Annotated in this window: 21 protein-coding genes and 1 pseudogene (1 of these 22 cut by a window edge); 8 read left to right on the plus strand and 14 right to left on the minus strand. The window is 60.8% G+C overall.

Going from position 1 to position 22,655, the window contains the following annotated elements; all coding sequences use genetic code 11:
* Positions 1–634 precede the first annotated feature (634 nt).
* The 5 genes from AAIA72_RS13895 to dksA all read right to left on the minus strand — a co-directional run bounded on the left by AAIA72_RS13895 (position 635) and on the right by dksA (position 6,573).
* A complete protein-coding gene (locus tag AAIA72_RS13895; RefSeq protein ID WP_369600901.1) occupies positions 635–2,065 on the minus strand; it encodes a sigma-54-dependent transcriptional regulator in 1,431 nt (476 codons plus the stop codon).
* A complete protein-coding gene (locus AAIA72_RS13900; protein ID WP_369600902.1) occupies positions 2,062–5,031 on the minus strand; it encodes an ATP-binding protein in 2,970 nt (989 codons plus the stop codon). The genes AAIA72_RS13895 and AAIA72_RS13900 overlap by 4 nt, the downstream gene beginning before the upstream one ends.
* Positions 5,021–5,197: a hypothetical protein gene (locus tag AAIA72_RS13905; RefSeq protein ID WP_369600903.1), complete on the minus strand. Its 177-nt coding sequence runs from the start codon at positions 5,195–5,197 to the stop codon at positions 5,021–5,023. Before AAIA72_RS13905 ends, AAIA72_RS13900 begins: the two co-directional genes overlap by 11 nt.
* Before the next feature lie 63 nt (positions 5,198–5,260).
* A complete protein-coding gene (gene gluQRS, locus AAIA72_RS13910) occupies positions 5,261–6,142 on the minus strand; it encodes a tRNA glutamyl-Q(34) synthetase GluQRS (RefSeq protein ID WP_369600904.1) in 882 nt (293 codons plus the stop codon).
* Positions 6,142–6,573, minus strand: coding sequence for an RNA polymerase-binding protein DksA (gene dksA, locus AAIA72_RS13915; RefSeq protein ID WP_369600905.1), 432 nt, complete (start codon positions 6,571–6,573; stop codon positions 6,142–6,144). The genes gluQRS and dksA overlap by 1 nt, the downstream gene beginning before the upstream one ends.
* Positions 6,574–6,740: 167 nt before the next feature.
* Between dksA and sfsA the strand changes: the two genes are divergently transcribed.
* Complete coding sequence (gene sfsA, locus AAIA72_RS13920; protein ID WP_369600906.1) at positions 6,741–7,466, plus strand: DNA/RNA nuclease SfsA; 726 nt, start codon at positions 6,741–6,743, stop codon at positions 7,464–7,466.
* Between the two features lie 25 nt (positions 7,467–7,491).
* On the opposite strand, the gene AAIA72_RS13925 is transcribed toward sfsA, so the two are convergent.
* The 3 genes from AAIA72_RS13925 to AAIA72_RS13935 form a co-directional block, all read right to left on the minus strand.
* Positions 7,492–7,782, minus strand: coding sequence for a Rieske (2Fe-2S) protein (locus tag AAIA72_RS13925; protein WP_369600907.1), 291 nt, complete (start codon positions 7,780–7,782; stop codon positions 7,492–7,494).
* Positions 7,775–8,572 (minus strand): Crp/Fnr family transcriptional regulator, encoded by a 798-nt coding sequence (locus AAIA72_RS13930; RefSeq protein WP_369600908.1) that lies wholly within the window; start codon positions 8,570–8,572, stop codon positions 7,775–7,777. The genes AAIA72_RS13925 and AAIA72_RS13930 overlap by 8 nt, the downstream gene beginning before the upstream one ends.
* Positions 8,573–8,676: 104 nt before the next feature.
* Complete coding sequence (locus AAIA72_RS13935) at positions 8,677–10,242, minus strand: AAA family ATPase (RefSeq protein ID WP_369600909.1); 1,566 nt, start codon at positions 10,240–10,242, stop codon at positions 8,677–8,679.
* Between the two features lie 68 nt (positions 10,243–10,310).
* On the opposite strand from AAIA72_RS13935, the gene mrcB reads away from it, so the two are divergent.
* Both mrcB and AAIA72_RS13945 read left to right on the plus strand, forming a co-directional pair.
* On the plus strand, positions 10,311–12,611 hold the full coding sequence (gene mrcB / locus AAIA72_RS13940; RefSeq protein ID WP_369600910.1) for a penicillin-binding protein 1B: 2,301 nt from the start codon (positions 10,311–10,313) through the stop codon (positions 12,609–12,611).
* A 4-nt stretch (positions 12,612–12,615) separates the two neighbouring features.
* The gene (locus tag AAIA72_RS13945; protein ID WP_369600911.1) at positions 12,616–13,065 is read left to right on the plus strand and encodes a hypothetical protein; all 450 of its coding nucleotides are present in this window, start codon (positions 12,616–12,618) and stop codon (positions 13,063–13,065) included.
* 2 nt (positions 13,066–13,067) lie between these two features.
* Here the strand turns inward: AAIA72_RS13945 and hemL are convergent, their stop codons facing one another.
* The 4 genes and pseudogenes from hemL to hemJ form a co-directional block, all read right to left on the minus strand.
* Positions 13,068–14,348, minus strand: coding sequence for a glutamate-1-semialdehyde 2,1-aminomutase (gene hemL / locus AAIA72_RS13950; protein ID WP_369600912.1), 1,281 nt, complete (start codon positions 14,346–14,348; stop codon positions 13,068–13,070).
* Positions 14,348–15,006, minus strand: a pseudogene (gene thiE / locus AAIA72_RS13955) (thiamine phosphate synthase). The gene hemL and the pseudogene thiE overlap by 1 nt, the downstream one beginning before the upstream one ends.
* Positions 14,994–15,743 carry a hydroxymethylpyrimidine/phosphomethylpyrimidine kinase gene (locus AAIA72_RS13960; protein ID WP_369600913.1) on the minus strand — a complete coding sequence of 250 codons (750 nt, stop codon included), beginning with the start codon at positions 15,741–15,743 and terminating at the stop codon, positions 14,994–14,996. The pseudogene thiE and the gene AAIA72_RS13960 overlap by 13 nt, the downstream one beginning before the upstream one ends.
* On the minus strand, positions 15,743–16,165 hold the full coding sequence (hemJ, locus tag AAIA72_RS13965) for a protoporphyrinogen oxidase HemJ (RefSeq protein ID WP_369600914.1): 423 nt from the start codon (positions 16,163–16,165) through the stop codon (positions 15,743–15,745). Before hemJ ends, AAIA72_RS13960 begins: the two co-directional genes overlap by 1 nt.
* A 98-nt stretch (positions 16,166–16,263) precedes the next feature.
* On the opposite strand from hemJ, the gene AAIA72_RS13970 reads away from it, so the two are divergent.
* Genes AAIA72_RS13970 through erpA form a run of 5 tightly spaced genes read left to right on the plus strand, consistent with a single transcriptional unit; the run spans position 16,264 to position 20,205 of the window.
* Positions 16,264–17,604, plus strand: a complete 1,341-nt coding sequence (locus AAIA72_RS13970; protein ID WP_369600915.1) for a chloride channel protein — start codon at positions 16,264–16,266, stop codon at positions 17,602–17,604.
* Positions 17,588–18,628, plus strand: coding sequence for an N-acetyl-gamma-glutamyl-phosphate reductase (gene argC, locus AAIA72_RS13975; RefSeq protein ID WP_369600916.1), 1,041 nt, complete (start codon positions 17,588–17,590; stop codon positions 18,626–18,628). The genes AAIA72_RS13970 and argC overlap by 17 nt, the downstream gene beginning before the upstream one ends.
* The gene (locus AAIA72_RS13980; RefSeq protein ID WP_369600917.1) at positions 18,625–19,335 is read left to right on the plus strand and encodes a DUF6776 family protein; all 711 of its coding nucleotides are present in this window, start codon (positions 18,625–18,627) and stop codon (positions 19,333–19,335) included. The genes argC and AAIA72_RS13980 overlap by 4 nt, the downstream gene beginning before the upstream one ends.
* A gap of 3 nt (positions 19,336–19,338) precedes the next feature.
* A complete protein-coding gene (locus AAIA72_RS13985; RefSeq protein ID WP_369600918.1) occupies positions 19,339–19,794 on the plus strand; it encodes a polymer-forming cytoskeletal protein in 456 nt (151 codons plus the stop codon).
* 57 nt (positions 19,795–19,851) lie between these two features.
* On the plus strand, positions 19,852–20,205 hold the full coding sequence (gene erpA / locus AAIA72_RS13990) for an iron-sulfur cluster insertion protein ErpA (RefSeq protein WP_369600919.1): 354 nt from the start codon (positions 19,852–19,854) through the stop codon (positions 20,203–20,205).
* Here erpA and AAIA72_RS13995 read toward each other — a convergent pair.
* Together AAIA72_RS13995 and AAIA72_RS14000 are read right to left on the minus strand one after the other, a co-directional pair.
* Entirely contained in the window at positions 20,191–21,303 is a 1,113-nt protein-coding gene (locus AAIA72_RS13995) for an anhydro-N-acetylmuramic acid kinase (RefSeq protein ID WP_369600920.1), read from the minus strand. The genes erpA and AAIA72_RS13995 overlap by 15 nt on opposite strands.
* Positions 21,304–21,305: 2 nt before the next feature.
* Positions 21,306–22,655: the 3' portion of an OapA family protein gene (locus tag AAIA72_RS14000; RefSeq protein ID WP_369600921.1), read on the minus strand. 126 nt of this gene lie beyond the right edge of the window; only the last 1,350 of its 1,476 coding nucleotides appear in the window; its start codon lies beyond the right edge, outside the window — the gene reads right to left on this strand; its stop codon occupies positions 21,306–21,308.

Here is a 22,655-nt window from a genome sequence, read left to right on the forward strand (position 1 = left end):
CTGATATACGGTGTCAACGGTGTGCGGCAGTGTACATCCTTGCTGGCTGAAATGCGAGTCGTGCGCTGCCTTCAAAACAGAAGAAGCCGGAGAGGCTTGCGCCTGTCCGGCCGGGAATCATGGCAGTGTTGTTGTTATTGTTGCCGGTTGTTGTCAGTAGCCGTCCCCACACTTGGGGCCCTCTGAAATTGCGCAAATTGAACGCTTTGAATACGTTGAGCAGCAGTTTGTCTGTCCAGCGATTCTGGTGCACTGCGAGCGGCTGGGGCCGTCTTGTTCTTCTTGTGCACTTCGTTGTCCAGACTGTTGCGAGCTGCTTAAAAAATCAGCATCCAAAACACTCAACTCGCTACCCTTGTTCTTGTTTTTGTTGCCGGGCTTCTTGTTGTTGTGCTGCCTTGTTGTTTTTGTTTGATGGCAAGTGAGTTTCTTTTGTTGTTTTTGTTTTCGCTCTGATAGATTGCAGGCGGGATGCCAGAAAATGAAATAATCATGTAAAACAATAGGATATGGGTTATTGCGGAATTCTCGTAGGGAAGATTACCTAGGTAAGTGTTACCTCGCGTCACTATGTTGATGTGATATGTTTCGCAAGGTAACACTGCGCCGGGTAACACCCGGTAACACAAATGGGTCAGCTGGTCTTTTTCTTTTTGGGGCGGGGGATGCCCAGGCGCTGCCGGCGTTCCCACAGGCTCTTGCGGCTGATGCCCAGGCGCTTGGCCAGTTCCGTTTCGCTCATGGTGTCCTGATTCTCCAGGACAAAGTGCTGGAAATAGTCTTCCAGGGACAGGTCCTGCGGGCGCGAGTGGGTGGTGCCGGATGGGTTGTCCGTATTCACCAGAGAGCTGGGGATGGCCGTGTCTTCATCCACTTCAATACCCAAGGCCTGTGCGTCGATGGCATCCCCTTCCGCCAGAATGACGGCCCGCTCGATGGCATTCTCCATTTCACGCACGTTGCCCGGCCAGCGATATCGGGAGATGGCCGCCTTGGCGGAGTCCGAAAAATAAAGGCCAGACCGCCCCATATTGGCGGCTGTACGCGCCAGAAGCATGTTGGCCAGACCGAGTATGTCCTCCTCACGCTCGCGCAGCGCCGGCATCTGCAGTTGCATCACGTTCAGCCGGTAGTAGAGGTCTTCGCGGAATTCGCCGGTCTGGCACATGGCTTTCAGGTTACGGTGGGTGGCGGCGATGAGGCGGACATCCACCTTTTTGGACTGGGTGGAGCCCACGGGACGAATTTCACCTTCCTGCAGTACACGCAGCAGGCGGGCCTGGGCTTCCAGAGGCAGTTCGCCGATTTCATCCAGAAACAGGGTGCCCCCATCGGCTGCCTCAACAAGTCCGGTCCGGTCGCTGACTGCGCCGGTGAAGGCACCCTTGATGTGTCCGAACAACTCCGATTCAATCAGTGTTTCCGGTATGGCTGCACAGTTGACACTCATCATGGGCTTGTCACGTCGCGGGCTCAGGGAGTGGAGCGCCTTGGCGGCCAGCTCCTTGCCCGTGCCGGATTCGCCCTGAATGAGAACGGTACTCTGTGTCGGCGCGATCCGCTCGATCAGGCGGAACAGCCGCTGCATGGCTTTGCAACGGCCGTAAAGAATTCCGGCAAAGAGACCCTGCTCATCCGTTGTGGCTTCAGGCATGGGTTGAGCGGAAGAAGGTGTGGTGCGTGCCGGTACATGCGGTTCCGGGGCGGCGGGCGTATGCCGCTCGAGAATTTCCCTGACCGATGCCAGTAGCTCCTCGTGGTCGAAGGGTTTGGCGATATAGTCCACAGCTCCCTTTTTCATGGAGTCCACGGCGGAACGCAGGCTGGCATAACTGGTCATGATGAGAACCGGCACGCCATCCAGAGCACCAATCAGGTCGGTACCGGGACGACCGGGCAGGCGCATGTCGGTAATGATCAGATCCGGCCGGTCGCGCTCTGCCAGCTCCAGGGCCTGTTCCACCGACTCGGTATCACTGACCCGGTAGCCATTGTGTTCCAGCAGCCGCTTCACCGCAGAGCGGATGATCCCTTCGTCTTCAACAACCAGAATGTGTGACGTCATGGTGTCTTGTCCACTGCCTCATGTTGGGGAGTCGGCACTTCGGCGGCAGGTAATTCGATCACCACCCGTGTCCCCTTTCCTGTCACCGGATTGGCGGGGCTTTCGTAACGGATGTTGCCATAGTGCTCTTCTACAATACTGTAAACCAGTGACAAACCCAAGCCGGTGCCCTGGTCGGGGCCCTTGGTGGTAAAGAAGGGCTCGAAGATGTGATCCAGTTGATCCTGGGGAATGCCGCAGCCTTCGTCTTCCACCTCAATATGGGTGATATAGCCGCGGCGCTCGGCCGTAACCCGGATGTATCCGCCTTCCTCGCTGGCGTCCCGGGCATTGGAGAGCAGGTTGATGAATACCTGAACCAGCCGCTGATCGTCGCCCAGCACGATGAGATCATCCGGTACCAGATTCTCGAAGACCACCCGTGGCCCCTTGTCAGAGAGGGACAGCAGGTGAATGGCATCGTCCACACACTTGCGCAGGTGGGTGGGCTCGTGAAACGACGCCTGCACATGGTTGCCCGAACGGGCAAAGTTCATCAGCGTCTGCAGAATGCGCGAGATACGCTGTGTCTGTTCCAGAATCTGCTCGGCAGTCTCCAGCACTTCCGGCTCCCGGGTCATCAGTTTGAGATTTTGTGCCAGACAGGCAATGCCCGTCACCGGATTGCCCACCTCATGCGCCACACCGGCGGCAAGCCGGCCAATGGAAGCCAACCGCGAGCTGTGGACCAGTTCTTCTTCCAAAAGCTGGGTTTCAGTGTAGTCCTCCACCAGAATGACCTGGCCCGGCATGGGATCATTGGTGTTGTCGTTGATGGTGGATTTGTGCAGGTTGAACCAGCGGGGACGCCCCTGCACATCAATCCGTTTTTTCGGAATGCGTTTCTGAGGTAGCTTGGCAAAGCTGTAGAGCAGGGTGGCCCAGGGGGCAGGGATGCTGCTCACGTGGGAGCCGATGACCTCGGAGGCAGGAATGCCGGTCAGGGACTCCATGGCCTGGTTCCACATCAGGATTTCAAAATCCTCCCCCAGCGAGCATGCTGCCATGGGCAGATGCTGAAGGGTTTGCCGGTGGTGCCGGCGCAGGGTATCCAGTTCGGCGGCCAGGCCGGTGAGCTGGTCCTGGTAGGTTTCCAGCCGGGTTTCCACATAATGAATGTCCTGAGCCGGGCTGACACTGCCGGCGGATTTGAATCCCAGCGACCGGCGTACAATGTCCTGTGCAATGGCCGGACCGAGCAGGCCGGAGAGGTTGGCTTCGATCTGATCTCGCAGGCGTCGCAGGGCATAGGGGCGGTATTCCACCTCATTGAGCCCGAGTTGCATCAGGGCGCGATTGACTTCCCGCTCCGCGGTCTGGCGTCCCAATGGCTCCGCCAGAAAATCCTTGAACTCTTCCGATGAGGTGGCAATGAGTTCCCGGCGCGACGGACGCATCAGTGTGTCCACTGAACAGGCCTGCGCTGCACTCTGCTCGGCCCGGCTGGTTTCCGTGAACAGGGTGACGACTACAAACATGACCACGTTTACCGTCAGCGCGGTCATCACATAGATATGCCAGTCGTCGACGCGGGTCACGTATCCGTCCGGTCCCGAGATCAGCGCCAGCACATCCACGTTGAGCAGCTGGGGCAGCGGCAGCGTCACCAGCCAGATGACAAAGCCGCCCAGGATGCCGGCAAGCAGCCCCTTGCGATTGCCCTGCGGCCAGTAGATGACCGCCAGCACGCCGGGCAGAAACTGCAGGGCGGCAGAAAAGGAGATGATGCCGAGCTCGGAAAGCTCGAAGTAGGGGCTCAGTTGCGCCGCATACAGATAAGCGCCGGCGAAAATGGCAAGAATGAGGATGCGCCGGGTCCAGTTCAGCCAGGTATAGATGTTGTCCCGTGAGAGGGGCTGATATACCGGCAGCACCAGGTGATTGAGTGCCATGGCGGCAAGTGCCAGTGTGGTGACAATCAGCAGTCCGGATGCTGCGGCAAGGCCGGCCAGGAACATGAGCAGGCTGACGAAGGGAGAGCCGGTCATGGCACCCAGGCCGAGCGGGAAATACTCCGGCGAGGTCGGGATGCTCAGGTGAATGCCGCCCCAGAGATACACCGGCACCGGCAGCGCGATCAGCAACAGGTACAGCGGAAAGCCCCAGCTGGCACGGTAGAGCGCCTTGCTGTTCAGATTCTCGGTGAAGGTCATCTGAAACATGTGGGGCATGACGAGTGCCGAGGAAAAGAACAGCAGCAACATTGCTCGCCACGGGCCGTCACTGAGATGGCGATCCATGGCACTGATGCGTGTGGCGTTTTCCTGTATCCATTGATCCATGGCCAGGGGGCCGCCGAAAAATTCCCATACCAACCATATACCGGCACCCAGATAGACCGCCAGCTTGAACAGGCTTTCAAAGGCAATGGCAGTGACCAGTCCGGGATGACGGTCGGAGCGGTATTGTCCCCGGGCACCGAAAATGACTGTGAACAGGGCAATGGCCACGACAAAGATCAGACTGACCCATTCGTCCTGCTGCCCGGGTGCCAGGGTCTGCACAATGCTGGTGACCGCCTGGATCTGGAGTGCCATCAGTGGCAACGCGGCAATCAGCATCAGCAGGGTGGTGATGGTGCCGGCCAGCTGGCTGCGGTAGCGGAACGTGAAGAGGTCGGCCAGGGAGCTGAGCTGATAGGTGCGGGTAATCTTGAGGACCGGTACCAGCAGGACGGGAGACAGCAGCCAGGCTCCGCAAACACCGAGATAGAAGGCCAGAAAGCCATAGCCGTACTCGTAGGCCATGCCGACGGTGCCGAACAGCGCCCAGCTGCTGGCATAGACGCCGAGCGACAGGATGTAGGTCAGCGGAGAGCGAACCCAGCGCTCGGGGATGCGGCCGTTGTCGGCCAGCTGGGCGATGAGGTAGAGCGCGCCCAGGTAGCCCAGCCCCAGTGCCAGCAGAACCCAGACGTTAAAGTTCATTCGGGTCCCTCAGCCGATCAAGCCAGATGGCGACTCCGATCAGGCCGGCCCAGATGAGGTAGGGCCGGTACCATGCACTGCCCGGCTCGATCCACCAGTCCATGATGACCGGTGAAAAGGTGTAGATACTGAGTATGAGCAAAAAAACCAGGCGGTAGATGTACATGCATCGTGTCGGTCTGCGGGTATTCGGCCAGTGTACTGCGAGGACCCGGTCAGCGTAAAGTCGTCAGCCCAGCGGGATGTTGTGTCGCCACAGGGCCGGCCAGCAGGGCCAGTACGCAATGGCAGTGGCCAGCAGGCGCTCAGGGGTGCGTTCGGCGTGTACCTCCGGGTGCGTGATGCCCAGCCAGAGGAGTACCTGCCGCAGATTGTCGGCCGGGGTGCGCTTATCGACGGGCTCGGCAAGGTTCTGCTTGGACAGCTTCTGACCGCCGCGGGTAATCAGGGGCAAATGCATGAATTCCGGGGCGGAGGCGCCCAGGAAGCGAAACAGGCGGATCTGTGCATGGGTACATTCCAGCAGATCCTGACCGCGAACGATATGCGTGATGTGCTGATCAAGGTCGTCACACACCACGGCCATCTGATAGGCCCAGAAACCGTCCCGTCGCCGGAGGACAGGATCCTGAGCAGGCGGTGCAGGGGGCAGGTGACAGAGGCCACGGATGCGATCACGGAAGACCACATGTTCAGATCTTCCTCCCAGCCGCCAGGCCACATCCTTTTCCCGCCCGGAAGGACAATCCGGTCGATGGTGTCCTTGAGAGAGCGCCTTGCGGCTGCACGGACACGCATAAACATGACCTTGTCGGATCAGGCTGTCCAGTTGACGCTGATACAGGGTGTGGCGTCCGGATTGCCAGATCACCGGTTCATCACTGGTCAGCCCGTGAGCAGAGAGCGTGTCAAGAATGTCTTCACCCCATTCCCGGCGACAGCGCAGACCGTCCACATCTTCCATGCGGATCAGCCAGGTGCCGTCGTGCGAACGTGCATCCAGCCATGAGGCCACGGCAGTATAGAGGGAGCCCCAGTGCAGCGGGCCGGTGGGGGAGGGTGCAAAGCGCCCCCGGTATCGGGAGCGCCCGGAAGCAGACGGAGCCGGCATCAGCCCCCGATCTGTTTTTCCTTGATTTCCGCCAGGGTCTTGCAGTCAATGCACAGCGTGGCGGTGGGTCGTGCCTCAAGGCGACGGATGCCGATCTCGATGCCGCAGGAGTCGCAATAGCCGTAGTCGTCACGGTCAATGCGCTCGATGGTCTGGTCGATCTTCTTGATCAGCTTGCGCTCCCGGTCACGGGTGCGGAGCTCCAGGCTGAATTCTTCTTCCTGGGTGGCCCGGTCACTGGGATCGGCGTAGTTGTTCGCCTCTTCCTTCAGATGCGAAACGGTCCGGTCCACTTCCTCCATCAGTTGCTGTTTCCAATCCATCAGAATCTTGCGGAAGTGAGCGCGCATCCGCTCGCTCATGTATTCCTCACCCTCTTCGGGTTCGTAGGGCGTAAACAATGTAAACTTGTCGAATCCTGCCTGTGGCATGGTCTGCCTCACTCTTTAACCTGAAGTTCAGTCTTGGCTTCTGAACGATTTTGTGTTGCCTTCCCTCAGTCAAGGCTGCGAACATTAGCAGATTCTGTCTGACGGTGCTATCCCTGCCATTCACCGCGACTGAAACTGACTTATCCGAAGAGTGTAGATGTAAAGCCATGACGACGCAAAGCCTCCTTTGGGCGTACACGCCGCCACTTGAACGGGGTCAATTGATCCGGCGCTACAAGCGGTTTCTCGCCGATATTGAAACCGAAAACGGCGAGACGCTGACCATTCACTGCCCCAACACGGGATCGATGCGGGGGCTTGCGGAGCCCGGAACCGGCGTCTGGTACAGCGTGTCGGAAAATGCCAAACGAAAATATCCGAATACCTGGGAGCTGGCGGAGCCCCGGCCCGGCGTGCTGGCCTGTGTGCATACCGGGCGCCCGAATCAGGTGCTCTGTGAGGCCCTGAGGCTCGGGCTCATCCCGCCCTTGCGTCACTATACACAGGTCAGGCCCGAAGTCACCTATGCGCCGGGTTGCCGGGCTGACGCGATGCTGAGTGCGGAAGGGCAGCCCGACGCCGTGGTGGAAATCAAGAATGTCACCCTGCTGGAAAAGGGGCAGGGATACTTTCCGGATGCCGTCAGTGTGCGTGCCCACAAGCATCTGGCCGCACTGGCAGACGTGGCGCGTTCCGGCCGGCGAGCGGTATTGTTGTATGCCGTCAGCCACTCGGCCATCCACAGTGTGGCACCGGCGGTACATATCGATCCGGAATATGGCCGGGCACTTCAGTCTGCGCGTGCGGCCGGCGTGGAAGTGATGGCCTGGCGACTGGCACTGTCGGTGGCGGGGATCGGTCTGGGGGATCAGGTACCGGTGGTGGGCAGCTGAATGAGGATGTGGTTGCCCTGAAGCCTCACCGGCACGGACTGCAGCCGGTCACCCTGGCAGGGTCCGAAGATGCATTCGCCGGTGTCCGGGAGAAGAGGGCACCGTGCATGGTGCACTGCACATACTGGTGTTCAGGATCCCAGAACCGGTGAGGTTGCCAGTTCAGTTCCACGCCCTGATGCGGACACTGATTCAGCCACGCCCGGAGGCCCTTTGGTGTCCGGATGACAAACACGGACTGCCCGTCCAGCGTGCCTCCCCAGGCACCGGTCCCATCCAGGTCATCCAGCAGGCAGAGCTTGTGGTACTCACACACGGTCGGTTCTGGCTTGTCCGGCAAGTCTGCGGTTGAGTTCACCGATAATGCGTGCCAGATCCCGCATGACCTGCATGGCCGTGTCCGGGTGTGCGCCCAGGAGCGCCACAAACTGCTCTTCAGGCACGGCCATCACGGTGCAATCTTCCCGCGCCACCACGGTTGCCGTCCGGGGTGACTGCTGAATGGCGGCCAGAGTGCCGAACATTTCACCATCCCGTATGGTTCCGACCTCCACGCCATCCACCAGCACGGACGCGGAACCCCGCATCATGGTATACACGTGCTCGATGGGATCATTCTGCTGGAGGATGGTATCGCCGGCTCTGAAGCGGATGAATCCGGCCTGAGGGCGATGCTGATCCTTGATGGTGTCGGTGTAGGCATGGGCAAACAGGGCGCAGACTGCAGTCAGGTAATCATTCCAGAGCCGGGTACGGCCAATGTCGGCGCTCAGCCACGCATGGAAGGCCTCGGTTTCGTAGCACATCAGTGATACGGCCTCCTCGGCGTGATAGGTCATCTCGTGCGAGTCGTGAAGCCCCTCGAAACCGAAGATGTCACCGGCCTGATGAATGTAGCCCACCCGCCCGCCAAGCGCCGCGGTCACGGTCCCCGAACGCAGGACGATCACCTGGCCTTTGGGAATATGGTCCAGCAGTGCGGTCCCGGCCATGAAATCAAAGGCCAGGCCCTTGTCGGGCAGGGAGCGGGTGAGCGCCTGACAGGCCGTATTGGCCGCACGCAGCAGACCATTGACGGCAGGTGAATGTTCGCCCAGCAGATACATGGTGTTCCGATTCCCTTTCTGGAAGACGGTGGCTGTTTGAGGGGCCGGTCAGGCCCGTATCACCGAAGTATAGTGCACGGGCCGCGGGACGTCTGTTTCCGTTTTTAACCGAACTGGACGCCCAGACGCTCAGCCAGCACGTGAATGGCCTTCAGATCCTGTGTGTCCACGCTCAGACAATGCCGGTTCTCTTCTTCAGACAGGGCTTCCATGGCGGTTTTCTGCTTGCGGAAAACGTCCACATCCGCTTCGGCCGGATCCTCACCCCGTGCCTTGCGTTCGGTGAGCCATTTTTCGATCAGCGCCTCGGGTGCGGTGCAGCGTACCAGGACAAAGGGTACCGCCCGATCCTCGGCCACCTGCTCGATGGTTGCGCGCTCTGCCCGCCTCAGGTAGGTCGCATCGGCAATGACCGGATAGCCGCAGTCAAGCACCTGGCCTGCCAGTTCCGCCACCCGGTCGTAGGTTCTTTGAGTGGCTTCCGGGGTATAGATGTTCTTGCCCGCGGCCTGACTGTTGTCCCGCGGCGACAGCCCGAACAGGCGCTTGCGCTCCACGTCGGAACGGATGCGGATGGCGTGCATGGTCTCCAGCAGTTCGCCGGAGACAGTGCTCTTGCCGGACCCGGAAAGACCGCACATGGCAATGCAGAATCGTTTCGGCAACTGCATGTAGCGCTCCGCCAGCTCGATATAGTTGGTGTAGCGAACCTCCAGCTCCCGTCGGGAATCCGGGCCGAGTTCCGGGTTGGCCAGCGTCAGCAGGGCAATCTTGCAGCGCACCATGGCTCTGTAGGACTTGTAGAAGGCGAGAAGCTGCAGCCCCTCGTAATCGCCCGTTTGTTCGAGATAGCGGTTCAGCACGCGGCTGGCAAGGTCATCACGGCCCCGGTCTTCCAGATCCATCAGCAGAAAGGCCAGATCACACCAGGTATCGGTCCAGCGGAAAGACTCATTGAACTCGATGCAGTCAAACAGGCGGATATGATTGTCCACGCAGGCCACATTGCCCAGATGCACATCGCCGTGGCATTCGCGGACAAATCCGCGCGCCTTGCGTCCGGCCATCAGCGGAGCCAGGCGCTCGAACGTGTCACGTGCCCAGGCGGCGATATTCTCCAGCCGGCGACGCTCCTGATCATCCTGCAGCAAGGGTGAAATCTGCTCGAAATTCTGCTGGACAGGAGCCCAGACCTCATCCGGATCACCAAAGCTCACGGACCCGTCCGCCACGCTGGCCGAGGCATGCAGGGCAGCGAGGGTATCGGCCAGCTCGTCCATCCAGCGGGGCATGTCGGGATGGTCAATCGGCACCTCATCCAGCACCTCGTCCGGGCGGAACTGCTTCATGCGGATGCCGTACTCGAAGGCATCGTCGCGGATGCCTTCATGAATCACCGGAGACTCCGGGGTGCCGCAGAAGCTCACGATGCACTCATACAGCTCGGGCGCCGTGCGGCGGTTGAGACGTACCTCCTCTTCGCAGTAGTATCGGCGTGCTTCAAGTGTGGTAAAGTTCAGAAACCCGAAATCCATGGGTTTCTTGATCTTGTAGGCGTGTGTGCCGGTCAGCAGTACCCACGAAATATGTGTTTCCACGCGCTGAACCGCTTCGGCGGGGTGGGGATAGACGGCCGGGTTTTCCAGCGCGCGAATCAACGTATTGTTCAAAGGGTATTCCTCTTGCCTGAAATGGAAGTGTTCATGTTCTTGTTGTTGTCCGCGGGTATGATAAAGCCATGACCCGCGCCCGTAAACGGAAGCGGCCCCAAAAGCCTGCCGGTAAAAACCGCAAGGTCCGCAAGCCGTCACCACGATGGGGACTGCGTGTCCTGCTCGTCACCCTGATCCTGTTACTGAGCTGGGTGGTCTGGCTGGACGTGACCGTCCGCTCGCAGTTTGAAGGGCGGCGCTGGCAGGTCCCCGCCAGAATCTTTTCCAGTCCCCTGATGCTGTATGAAGGTGCAGCGCTCGCCACCGGGGATCTGGAACAGTACCTGAAAGTACTGGGCTACGAGCGGTCCGGCGATCCCTCCGTGCCCGGGACCTGGCGTCGGTCGGGGAACAGCGTGGATCTTTATCTTCGCCCGTTCCGCTTCGAAGATGGGGACCAGCCCGCCAGGCGGATTCATCTTGAAGTCTCCGGCGGGCAGGTCGTGTCCCTGGACGCCGGAGGCCAGTCACTGGTCCGGGTGGAGCCACTGGAAATCGGGCGTTTCTATCCCAGGTCCCGCGAGGATCGCATACTCGTCTCGCGCAGCGACTTGCCCGACACGCTGGTGCAGGCGCTTCTGCTCACGGAGGACCGGGACTTCTACACCCATTTCGGTATTTCCCTGAAGGGCATTGCCCGTGCGGCCTGGGCGAACATCACGGCGGGCCGGGTTGTGCAGGGCGGCAGCACGCTGACCCAGCAGCTGGTGAAGAACTTCTATCTGTCCTCGGAGCGCACCTTCTGGCGCAAGCTCAATGAAGTGGTCATGGCGCTACTGCTGGACGCCCACTATGACAAGGACACCATTCTCGAAGCCTATGCCAATGAAGTCTACCTGGGGCAATCCGGCAGCATTGCCGTGCACGGCTTTGGTCGGGCGAGCCTGTTCTGGTTCGGCAAGCCGCTGTCTGCCCTGACGCTGGAGCAGCAGGCGCTGCTGGTGGCAATGATCCGGGGGCCGGCCTACTACCATCCCGCCCGGCACCCGGATCGGGCCAGGGCACGTCGTAACCGGGTCCTGGCATTGCTTGGCGAGGCCGGCATTGTGGCGCCGGAGGTCGTGCGCCAGGCCCAGTCCCGCCCACTGGGCATCACGCGCAATCCGCGCCTGACAGACAGCCTCTACCCGCATTACGTGCAACTCGTTCGCCGCCAGTTGCTCGAGTTTTACCCGGAAGAGGTGCTGGAAAGCGAGGGGCTCAGAATTTTTACCCCGCTCAATCCCGCCCTTCAGGAGAGTGTCCAGCGATCCGTATCGGAGTTTGCCGGTCGCCGCAAAGGACTGCAGGGGGCGGTGGTCATGACGGAACGGGAGAGTGGCGAAGTGGTGGCCCTTGTTGGGGATGTCAGGAGGCAGATAGCTGGCTTCAACCGGGCACTGGATGCCCAACGGCAGATCGGCTCGCTGATCAAGCCCTGGATACTGGTGACCGCACTCGCTGATCCCGGCAGATACACCCTTGCCACCCTCGTGGACGATACACCGTTCCGGCTTGAATTTGACGATGGACAAACCTGGTCACCGGAAAACTTCGATGGCAAGTCGCTGGGGCCCATTCTGCTGGAAGAGGCACTGGTGCGCTCGCGTAATCAGGCCATGGTCAGGGTGGGGCTGGATGTGGGCGTCAGCCGCGTTCTGGAGAGCATGCGCAGCGCCGGTCCCGAGATTCAGGTCAGGCCCTGGCCCGCTGTCCTGTTGGGTGCCGTACCCTTGTCTCCGCTGGACGTGGCCAGGCTGTATACGGCCATTGCGGCGGGTGGTGTCGCACCGCCGCTGCGCTCCATTCGGGCGGTCACGGACGCGCAAGGCAATTTGCTGCAATCCTTTGACTACAAGCCGCGTGCAGTCATTCCGCCGCGTGTGGCCTATCTGATTCAGACCGCATTGCTGGATGTGATGCAACGGGGAACCGGCGCCTCAGCGTACAGAATCTTTCCGCGTGACTACTATGTCGCGGGCAAGACAGGGACCACCAATGATGGCCGTGACAGCTGGTTTGCCGGTTACAATGGACGCTATCTGGGGGTCGTCTGGCTGGGACATGACGATAACCGGCCTACCGGACTGACCGGCGCATCGGGGGCATTGCAGGTCTGGCTGGATGTGTATCGCCGGCTGCCGGCCGAGTCCTTCGTGATGGCCCAGCCGGAAGGGATCGAATGGGCCTGGGTGGACACGCGCACAGGAAAACGACTGGACGGTGAATGTGAGCACGGCATTCAACTGCCATTTATTGCAGGTTCGATGCCGCAGGAAACGGTGGCCTGTCAGTCGGGCAGGCGCTCGCTGGGGGGCTGGCTGAAACGATGGTTCGGAGGAGAATGACGTGTTGAGCATCCATGATCGAAAAACAAGGGTGGGTGTGTACCTGGCGTTGGCGGTCAGCCTGGCAGCGTGCAGTGGCGGGCCGACACCCAGAGTGCAGTCGACGCCGCCCGAGCAGACCCAGGCAAGCCCGGCACCGCGGGGAGCGACCGGCTCGGCGCATATTGCCATGCAGGTGCAGCGGGTGAAGCCATTGCCCGCTGCAACCGCGTTGATTGCTCAGAGCCGGGTTGCCCTGCAGGAGGGTGCTGTTCAGCGTGCATGGCAGCTTGCCGAGCAGGCACAGCGGATCTCGCCCCAGGCAGCGGAAGTCTATCTCGTGATGGCCGAGGTGCGGCTGGCGGAGGGCAGCAAGGCACAGGCCCGCTACCTGCTTCAGAAGGCCAGGTCACTGGCGGGGCAGGATGCACGCCTGCTGGCCCGGATCGGGGACCTCAGCCAGCAGGCGCAATGACGTCAGAGCGACTTCATCACCTTGCGTGCCGCTTCCAGTGTCCGGGCAATGTGTTCGTCCGTATGGGCACTGGAGACGAATCCGGCCTCGAAGGCGGACGGCGCGAGGTAGATGCCCTCGTTCAGCATGCCATGGAAGAATTTGCGGAACCGCTCCTGGTCGCACGCCATGACATCCTCATAGCGTGAGACCCGGGGCTGATCGGTGAAGAACAGGCCGAACATGCCACCCACCTGCTGCGTTGTGAATGGAATGCCCGCCTCCCGCGCTGCAGCGCGGAGCCCCGAAGTCAGTGCCTCAACCCGGGCGGCCAGTTGTTCATGGAAGCCCGGTACGCTGATCAGGTTCAGCATGGTCAGTCCGGCACGCATGGCCAGCGGATTGCCGGACAAGGTGCCTGCTTGGTAGACCGGGCCAAGCGGCGCGATGTGAGACATCACATCCTTGCGTCCGCCGAAGGCGCCGACGGGCAGGCCCGCACCGATGACCTTGCCCAGGGTGGTCAGATCCGGGGTGATGCCATAGAGTCCCTGGGCACAACTGGCGGCGACCCGGAAGCCGGTCATCACCTCGTCAAAGATCAGCAATGCACCACTCTGGTCGCAGACCTCCCGCAGTGTTTCCAGAAATCCGGGCTCGGGAGGAATGCAGTTCATGTTTCCGGCAACCGGTTCCACGATCACGCAGGCCACCGTATCGCCTTCCTTTGCAAAGAAATCGCGAACCTGAGCGGCATCATTATAGGTCAGCGTAATCGTATGCTCGGCAACGGATGCGGGTACACCCGGCGATGTGGGCACGCCCAGGGTCAGCGCACCCGACCCGGCCTTGACCAGCAGGCTGTCGGCATGGCCGTGATAGCAGCCTTCGAACTTGACGATGCGGTCCCGGCCGGTGAAACCGCGTGCCAGACGGATGGCGCTCATGGTCGCTTCGGTACCCGAGTTGACCATGCGGACCATCTCGATGCCGGGAACCATCTCCACCACTTTCTCGGCCATCTCGATTTCGACCCGGGTCGGTGCACCATAGCCCACACCCTGTGTCAGCTGATCCTGAATCGCGGCAATGACCTCAGGATGGTTATGGCCCAGAATCATCGGGCCCCAGGAACCCACGTAATCGATATAGGCCTTGTCATCCTCATCATACAGGCAGGCACCCTCCGCGCGCCTGAAGAACACCGGGGTACCCCCCACGCCCTTGAAGGCTCGTACGGGTGAATTGACACCGCCCGGAATGACCCGGCTGGCACGCTCAAACAATTGCTCGGAAATACTCATCAGGAAACCTCTCCAAACCAGCTTTCAATTTCAGAAACAAATACCCCGGCACGCCTGCAGACCTCTTCGGCAGACGCAGCACCAAACAGCGCACCGGACACGACAACCAGATCCGCCCCGGCTTCAAGCACCCGTCTCGTGCGCTCCGGCGTAATGCCTCCGATGGCCGCCACGGGGCACGCCAATGTCCGGCGGGCGGATCGCAACACGTCCAGGGAGGCGGGCGGTGCCTCCGGCTTGGTTGCGGACGGAAAAAGCGGCCGAATGCCACGTAGCTCGCCCCCTGCGCCACGGCAACCCTGGCCAGACGGATATCATCATGGCAGGTGACGCCAATCATGGCGTCCGCCCCCAGTATCTGACGCGCCTCGTCTGCGTGCATGTCCTGCTGCCCCAGATGAACCCCGGCGGCTCCTGCCTGTCGGGCCGCGCTGACATCATCGTTGACCAGCAGCGGGACGCCATGCCGGACCGCCAGTGACTGTAGCGCCTGTGCCCGCTCAGTGCGGATGCCGTGCGTCGCGGTCTTGTCCCGATACTGCAGCAGTGCAATGCCCGATGCAAGGGCGGCTTCGGCGTATTCCAGCAGCCGTGCCGTGGAATGTCCTTGCGCATCAAGCAGGGCATACAGTCCCCGAAGCCGAATCAATCCTGCCATCTCCTGTTCAGCAGTCCCACATCTTCAGTCAACGCAAAGGCACCTGAAATCGCACGTGACACGAACGTCTGCGCCTGTTCAATACTGGCTTTCAGCGGCAGGCCGACCGCCAGACCTGCGGCAATGGCACTGGCCAGTGTACAGCCCGTCCCCCGGTAGCGTCCCTGAAAACGGTCAAGACGCCATGTCATGGGCTGATCGCCAAACAGCTGGTTGATGACGTCTGGCGTCTGTGCGTCGCCGCCGGTGACGAGTACATGCCGCACGCCCTGTGCCAGCAGACACCGTGCGGCCCTGGCCGTATCGGCTTCACCCGTCAGCGCGGACAATTCCAGAGGATTGGGCGTCAGCAGGAAGGTTTGCGGCCAGAGTATCTCCCAGGCTGCCGGATCCGGTTCCGAGAGCTGCCCGCCCCCACCGGCGGCCAGAACCGGATCCACCACCCAGGGCACATCGCGGGGCAGGGTGTCCAGGACATCCGGACTCCATATTCCGCCTGCCGCACCCAGCTTGACCGCGCGCACGTCAAAGCGGCGACGGAGGGCGCGAACCTGCCCGGCAACCAGGGCTGGGGGAACCGGGTGGCTGGCCAGGCATCGCACGCCGTCCTGCACGGTGAGACAGGTGGCCACGGGAAGGGGATGACAGCCCAGCGCCGTGAGCGTCTGGATATCGGCCTGCAGGCCTGCACCACCGGAGGGATCCAGCCCTCCCAGAACCAGGACAGCTGCCGGCATCAGAACGGTCTGACCACCACAAGAATGGTGGCGCCGATCAACCCCAGGGTGGGCAGCTCATTGAACCAGCGGTAGAACACATGCGTACGTGTATTGGCATCGGCCGCAAACACCCTGATCAGGCGACCGCACCAGAAATGGTAGACCACGAGCAACACCACAATGAGCATCTTGGCGTGAAACCAGCCGGCAGAGAAGTACGCCTCCGGCGCCAGTGAAACCATCCACAGTCCCAGCACAATGGTCGCCACCATGGCCGGGGTCATGATGCCGCGGTACAGCTTGCGCTCCATGATCTTGAAGCGCTCACGACCCGGCTGATCCTCCGTCATCGCGTGGTACACGAACAGGCGCGGCAGATAGAACAGACCGGCAAACCAGCTGACCACCGCCATGATATGAAACGCCTTGAGCCACAGCATTCAATCCGCATCCTTTATTTTTGCTAACCGAAGGGGCTCCAGTATAATCATCCCGGCAGCCACTCACCAGAACCCCGGAGCGGAGGACGCCCTTTTTCATGCCCTCATTTGATTTCCATCAGTATCAGCGCCGGTTGAAGACGCGTCTCGGTCACAAGGACGACTGGAAACTGCGGGTCATCTTCTGGGGCGGAGCGCTGATGGTGGGGCTGATCATCTCGCTGTTTGTCTTTCTGGCCGAGGAAGCGGCGCACTACTTTGACCAGATCTATCACCGGGTGACCTGGGCGCCGCTGATTCTGACCCCTGTCATGTTTGTGGCCATCACCTGGCTGATGCGCAAGACCGGGCCTCAGGCCTCCGGGAGCGGGATCCCGCAGGTCATCGTGGCGCTGAACTCGCAGCATCCGGCCCTGCGGGACAAACTGCTCGCGTTCCCGACCGGCATTGTGAAGATGATCCTCACCAGTCTGGCGCTGCTGGCGGGCGCCAGTGTGGGGCGTGAAGGGCCCAGTGTTCACATCGGTGCCGCCATGATGTATCAGATTGGCAAACGCGCCGGAGCCAAGTTCGCCTACATGCGCACCGCATTCATACAGGCCGGCGGAGCTGCCGGTGTCGCCGCGGCATTCAACGCACCGCTTGCCGGGATCGTGTTCGCCATCGAGGAACTGGCCCAGGCCTATGAAGCCAGAACCAGCGGAACACTCATTCTGGCCATCATCATCTCGGGTATTGTGGTCGTTTCCATCTACGGCAACTACACCTACTTCGGGGTGACCAGCGAAACCCTGCATCTGGTTCAGGACTGGCCCGCCGTACTGGTGGTTGCACTGGTAGGCGGTGCCGCGGGCGGCCTGTTTTCCCTGCTTCTGCAGGAGGGCAACCGGCGAGTCGCACCCATTGTCGAAACCATGCCCTATCGCTGGGCACTGCTCATGGGGCTGCTCGTCGCGGCAATCGGCGTATTCTCCGGTGGTCTGACCTTCGGTTCGGGTTACGAACAGGCCAGCCGTTACCTGGCCATCAATGCCGAGGAAGGCAGTGCCGCCTTCCCCCTGCTCAAGTTCATCGCCACGCTGCTGTCCTATCTGAGCGGCATCCCCGGAGGCATATTCTCGCCCAGTCTTTCGACCGGAGCCGGCCTGGGCGGCTGGCTCGCCGGATTCTTTACCCAGGCACCGGTCCAGGCACTGGCCATTCTGGGCATGACGGCCTTCCTCAGTGGAGTTGTGCAGCGTCCCATCACATCCTTCGTCATTGTCATGGAGCTCACCGGCGAACAGAGCATGCTGCTGCCACTCATGATTGCTGCCGTCCTCTCCAACGGTGTGTCCCGAGTCATCTGCCAGCCTCCCATCTACCATGGGCTGGCGCAAAACCTTCTGAAAAAACCGGAAAACAGCGAAAAGGCCAAAACACATGACACAACGGATTAAGGCTGCCATTGTCGGCGGAACCGGCTACACGGGCGTTGAACTGATCAGGCTGCTGCTTGCCCATCCCGACGTGGAACTGACAGCCGTCACCTCGCGTACCGAAGCAGGACAGGCCGTCGCGGACATGTTTCCCAACCTCCGCGGGCATACGGACCTGCGTTTCACCACCCCGGACGAATCCGAGCTGACGGAGCAGAACGTGGTCTTCTTCGCCACACCCAACGGCGTGGCCATGAAGGAAGCCGGTGCCTTGCTGGCAGCCGGTGTCCGGGTCATCGACCTTTCTGCCGATTTCCGGATCAGGGACGTGGCAGAATGGGAACGCTGGTATGGTCAGTCCCATGCTGCACCGGAACTGATCGGGGAGGCGGTTTACGGACTGCCCGAAATGTATCGTGATCAGTTGCGTGGCGCGCGCCTGGTAGCCAATCCGGGCTGCTACCCCACGGCTGTCCAGTTGGGTTTTTTGCCGGCGCTGGAATCCGGCCTCGTTGACCCCGCGCATCTCATCGCTGACGCCAAGTCCGGTGTCAGTGGTGCAGGCCGCCAGGGCAAGGTTGCCAATCTTCTTGCCGAAGTGAGTGAAAGCTTCAAGGCATACGGGGCCAGCGGTCATCGTCACCTGCCCGAAATCCGCCAGGGACTGGGCAAGATGACGGATCGTCCGGTGGGGCTGACCTTTGTTCCGCACCTCGTCCCCATGATCCGCGGCATCGAGGCGACGCTCTATGCCCCCTTCCGGGGCAGCCTCAAAGACATGCAGGCCCTTTATGAAAAGCGTTTTGCCAGCGAACCGTTCGTGGACGTCATGCCGCCGGGCAGTCTGCCGGAAACCCGAAGCGTGCGGGGGACGAATCTTTGCCGCGTCGCCCTGCATCAGCAACCCGGCAGTGATCAGTTGATTGTGGTGTCCGTCATCGACAATCTCGTCAAGGGCGCAGCGGGTCAGGCCGTGCAGAACATGAACCTCATGTTTGACCTGCCGGAAACCGCGGGTCTGGTCAGCGTACCGGTCCTGCCGTGAGCCGGCTGAAGATTGTCGAGGAAGAGCCGGGCAGGCAGCTTCGGTCTCACCTGTACGCCTGGCTGGCCATTCTCATTACGCTGGTGGCCTCTGCGGCAGCCGGCTGGCGGGTGGGTGCCGGTCAGCTTGAACAGGTCCGGCAAGAGGCCGCGGAAATGCGCGAGCAGCTCGGGGCACTCCAGTCCGAACGGGCGACACTGATGACCGAGGTGGCCCGGCTTGAGCGTCTCCACGAAGTGGATCAGGTGGCGTTGGACGAATTGCGCCAGAGCCTGGAAGCGCTTGAGAGTGAGCGGCGCCAGATGCAGCAGGACATTGCCTTCTACAAGGGGATCATGGCACCCTCGGATGGCAAGACCGGGCTCGCCATTCAGAAATTTGAGCTCCGGAAGGGGGAAAGCCCACGCCACTGGCGCTACAAATTCGTGCTTACCCAGCTCGGAAACAATGGGAAACGCATTTCCGGGCAGGTCACGCTGAGTGTGGTCGGGGAACAGAATGGCGAGACACGTATTCTGTCCCTGCGAGACCTTGCCGGTGCGGAAAAGCTGGGCATGCCGTTCAGATTCCGCTATTTTCAAGAGTTTACAGGCGAGCTGACCCTGCCGGAAGCATTCGAACCGGGGCAAATACAGATTGTTGCCCAGGGACGGGGAAAGAGAGCCACCAAAATTGAAAAAGCCTATGACTGGCCAAAGGAGCACTGAGTCATGTTTGGCAAACGCAAATCAAAGAAAACTTCCACCTTGCAATTTGATACCCTGATCGCCAATACGACACGGATTGAGGGCGATATCCGTTTCTCCGGAGGCATTCATCTGGATGGCGTCATCAAGGGAACCGTTCGTGCGGACGACGAGAATGCCGTTCTCCGGATCAGCGAAGCGGGGCAGGTGATTGGCGACGTCATCGTTCCCACGCTGATTATCAACGGTCGGATTCAGGGGGACGTCTATGCATCGCGACACGTTGAGCTGGCAGAGAAGGCATCGGTGACGGGGAACGTATACTACAACCTGATTGAAATGGCCATGGGGGCTGAGGTCAACGGTGCCCTGGTGCACCAGTCCGAACAGGCTGTTGGTGTGGGGCTGGCCGGAGACCGGGAGGAAGATGATGTTTCGGATGGCGGGCAGGATAATGAGTTGAGTGGCCCTGCAGCCTGAAAGGTTGACCTTCTTACTGGGAATTGGTGATAATGCTGGCATAACCCGGGAGGCACCATGACCGTTGCAGAAGTATTTGAACCCACTCCATTGCTGTTTACGGACCTTGCGGCAGAAAAGGTTCGTGATCTGATTCGTGAAGAGGGGGACGATAATCTGGTGCTTCGGGTCTTTGTGACTGGCGGAGGCTGCTCCGGCTTTCAGTACGGCTTCACCTTTGATGATCAGGTCAACGAGGATGACACCGTAGTCGAGAAGGGTGGCGTGCGCCTGGTTGTGGATCCGTTGAGTTATCAGTATCTGGCTGGCGCCACGGTCGACTATGTCGAAGGCCTTGAAGGTGCGCGCTTCGTGGTCAGAAATCCCAATGCCCAGACCACCTGCGGATGCGGCAGCTCATTCTCGATCTGAAGCCTTCCCCAGTACGTATTCCAGCCCCCAGACCCCGGCCGAAACCGTATCCCGGCTCGCACCCGTCACAGATGCACGGGCCGTTGGCACGCCGGCCAGTGCCTGAATGCCCAGCCACGCAAAGGCGGTGGCCTCCAGCAAATCAGCCGGAATGCCGAAGTCATCCGACATGCCCACGGGTGCCGGACTGAGGGCCTTGAGCCTGCCCATCAGAGTCTGGTTGTGCACGCCGCCGCCACACACCACCACCTGTTCGCACTCCGAGAGGTAGCCGGCAATGGTTCGTGCTGTCAGCTCCACCAGTGTTCTCAGCACATCTTGCGGCTCCGCTTCACAGGCAGGAAGCCGTGTCTGCAGCCATTCCAGACTGAACATCTCGCGTCCGGTGCTTTTCGGGGGCGGTAACGCAAAGTACGGATCGGCCAGCCACTGCTCCAGAACGTCTTCCAGTACCCGGCCCCTTGCGGACAGCGCACCGTCACGATCGTAGCTGCAGCCGAGCCGGTCAGCGCACCAGGCGTCCAGCAGACCATTACCGGGGCCGGTATCGAAGCCCGTGACTGTATCACGCTCACGGCCACACAGGGTGATATTGGCAATGCCCCCGATATTGACGACCGCAACCCGGTCGGCCAGATGCCCGAACATGGCCGCATGAAAAGGGGGAACCAGCGGCGCACCTTGTCCGCCGGCGGCCACATCCCGGCGCCGGAAGTCAGCAACCACGGCGCAATTCAGTCGCTCGGCGAGCAACCCGGGGTTCAGCAGCTGAAAGGTAAAAGGTTCTGCACCTTCAGGCTGGTGCGCCAATGTCTGGCCGTGGCACGCGACCGCATCGAGCTTGCCGAGATCCCAGCCCCGGGCCCTGGCGGTTTCGCGGACCGCCACAGCCAGCCACTCGGAATAGGCTGTTTCAGTCTGGCCCAGTGACCGAAGGTCTATGGAAGGCGCGTTGGCAAGTCGTGACAGCCTGTGTCTCAGGTCGTCGGGAAAAGGTATCAGCGTACCGTCCACAAGGGAAAACGGGTCTGATTCCACCCACGCCAGATCTAGGCCGTCCAGGCTGGTGCCCGTCATCAGCCCAAGGACAGAGGCCATTGTCAGTGCGTGGCCGTTTCGGAGTCCGTGGTGGTGGCCCGGGCGATCTGCATGCTGCCGCCGAGGCTGTCCAACTGCTGCAGGGCCAGGCTGGCGACCTGTTCGAAGCGCTTGCGCTCCGACTTGGGTACCGGTGCGGCTTCAGGCAGCGCAACAGTCATGGGATTCTTGTGCACACCATTCACACGGAACTCATAGTGAAGGTGGGGACCCGTGGCCAGGCCTGTGCTGCCGATATAGCCGATGACCTGTCCCTGGCGTACCGTCTTGCCGGAACGTATGCCGCGCGCAAATTTCTGCATGTGGGCGTAAAGGGTTGTGATGGCCTGGCCGTGCCGGATGATAACGGTGTTGCCGTATCCCCCTTTGCGTCCGGCGAAAATGACCTTGCCATCCCCGCTGGCCTTGATGGGAGTGCCACGGGCTGCGGCATAGTCGGTGCCCTTGTGGGCCCGGATACGGTTGAGTACGGGATGCTTGCGGCGCAGATTGAATCCGCTGGAGATCCGGGCAAAATCCACCGGCATCCTCAGGAAGGCCTTGCGCATGCTGCGGCCATCCGGGGTGTAATAAGCGGTACGTCCATTGCTGTCCGTATAGCGAATGGCCTTGTAGCTTTTCCCTTGATTGACGAACTCGGCTGCCACGATGCCGCCGAGTCCGATTTTCTTCTCACCCAGATACTTTTCCTCATAGACGACGCGAAACCGGTCGCCTTCACGAATATCCTGAATGAAGTCAATGTCCCAGCCAAAAATGTTGGCCAGCTCCATGATCAGCTTGTCCGGCAAGCCCGCACGTGACGCATCCACGAACAACGAATCGCGGATTTCCCCCTCGGCATAGGCCAGCTGAATGTCCGGCTGCCTGATAACCTGCTTGCCTTCAAATCCGGAGCCATTCCACGAGACTTCAAACTGTTCGAGTGGAGAGCGGTGCAGCGTCAGGGCCTTGAGCTTGCCGTCGCTGTCAAAGCCAAAGACCACCTTTTCGCCCGGATACAATTTTGCCCAGCCGCGGTCCTTCATCGCCTTGTCGATGGTCAGCAGCTCTGCGGCAGAAGCGCCTGCCCGCTGGAAAATGACGGACAGGCTGTCTCCCTTGCCGACGGTTTCCGTGCGAAAGGTCAGTGCAGCCGGCGCGGGATGAGCGTCCGGGGCTACCGTTTCCTCTGTCGCACTGAAGGTTGCAGAAACCGTTTGGGCAGCGTCGCCCTCATCAGAGGATGCCACGGCAACGGCATCGCCTCCCCCGGTCTGAACAGCGTCCGCTGCGGGCGGAACTGCGGGCGTCTGATAGTGCAGGGTGGAACCGGGAGCACTGACTGTGTCGGCGGCACCCGCCGGGGTGAC

It is taken from the genome of Thermohahella caldifontis (assembly GCF_041153465.1).
Taxonomy (GTDB): Bacteria; Pseudomonadota; Gammaproteobacteria; order Pseudomonadales; family Oleiphilaceae; genus Thermohahella; species Thermohahella caldifontis.

Excerpts from the sequence above, each read along its gene's own strand:
- AAIA72_RS13905 (WP_369600903.1), bottom strand. The coding sequence starts at position 5,197 with ATGTACATCTACCGCCTGGTTTTTTTGCTCATACTCAGTATCTACACC.
- dksA (WP_369600905.1), bottom strand. The coding sequence starts at position 6,573 with ATGCCACAGGCAGGATTCGACAAGTTTACATTGTTTACGCCCTACGAA.
- AAIA72_RS13960 (WP_369600913.1), bottom strand. The coding sequence starts at position 15,743 with ATGCCGGCAGCTGTCCTGGTTCTGGGAGGGCTGGATCCCTCCGGTGGT.
- mrcB (WP_369600910.1), top strand. The coding sequence starts at position 10,311 with ATGACCCGCGCCCGTAAACGGAAGCGGCCCCAAAAGCCTGCCGGTAAA.
- AAIA72_RS13900 (WP_369600902.1), bottom strand. The coding sequence starts at position 5,031 with ATGAACTTTAACGTCTGGGTTCTGCTGGCACTGGGGCTGGGCTACCTG.
- hemL (WP_369600912.1), bottom strand. The coding sequence starts at position 14,348 with ATGAGTATTTCCGAGCAATTGTTTGAGCGTGCCAGCCGGGTCATTCCG.
- AAIA72_RS13970 (WP_369600915.1), top strand. The coding sequence starts at position 16,264 with ATGCCCTCATTTGATTTCCATCAGTATCAGCGCCGGTTGAAGACGCGT.
- AAIA72_RS13985 (WP_369600918.1), top strand. The coding sequence starts at position 19,339 with ATGTTTGGCAAACGCAAATCAAAGAAAACTTCCACCTTGCAATTTGAT.
- gluQRS (WP_369600904.1), bottom strand. The coding sequence starts at position 6,142 with ATGCCGGCTCCGTCTGCTTCCGGGCGCTCCCGATACCGGGGGCGCTTT.
- AAIA72_RS13995 (WP_369600920.1), bottom strand. The coding sequence starts at position 21,303 with ATGGCCTCTGTCCTTGGGCTGATGACGGGCACCAGCCTGGACGGCCTA.
- erpA (WP_369600919.1), top strand. The coding sequence starts at position 19,852 with ATGACCGTTGCAGAAGTATTTGAACCCACTCCATTGCTGTTTACGGAC.
- hemJ (WP_369600914.1), bottom strand. The coding sequence starts at position 16,165 with ATGCTGTGGCTCAAGGCGTTTCATATCATGGCGGTGGTCAGCTGGTTT.
- AAIA72_RS13930 (WP_369600908.1), bottom strand. The coding sequence starts at position 8,572 with ATGTATCTGCTGGGCGAACATTCACCTGCCGTCAATGGTCTGCTGCGT.
- sfsA (WP_369600906.1), top strand. The coding sequence starts at position 6,741 with ATGACGACGCAAAGCCTCCTTTGGGCGTACACGCCGCCACTTGAACGG.
- AAIA72_RS13895 (WP_369600901.1), bottom strand. The coding sequence starts at position 2,065 with ATGACGTCACACATTCTGGTTGTTGAAGACGAAGGGATCATCCGCTCT.
- argC (WP_369600916.1), top strand. The coding sequence starts at position 17,588 with ATGACACAACGGATTAAGGCTGCCATTGTCGGCGGAACCGGCTACACG.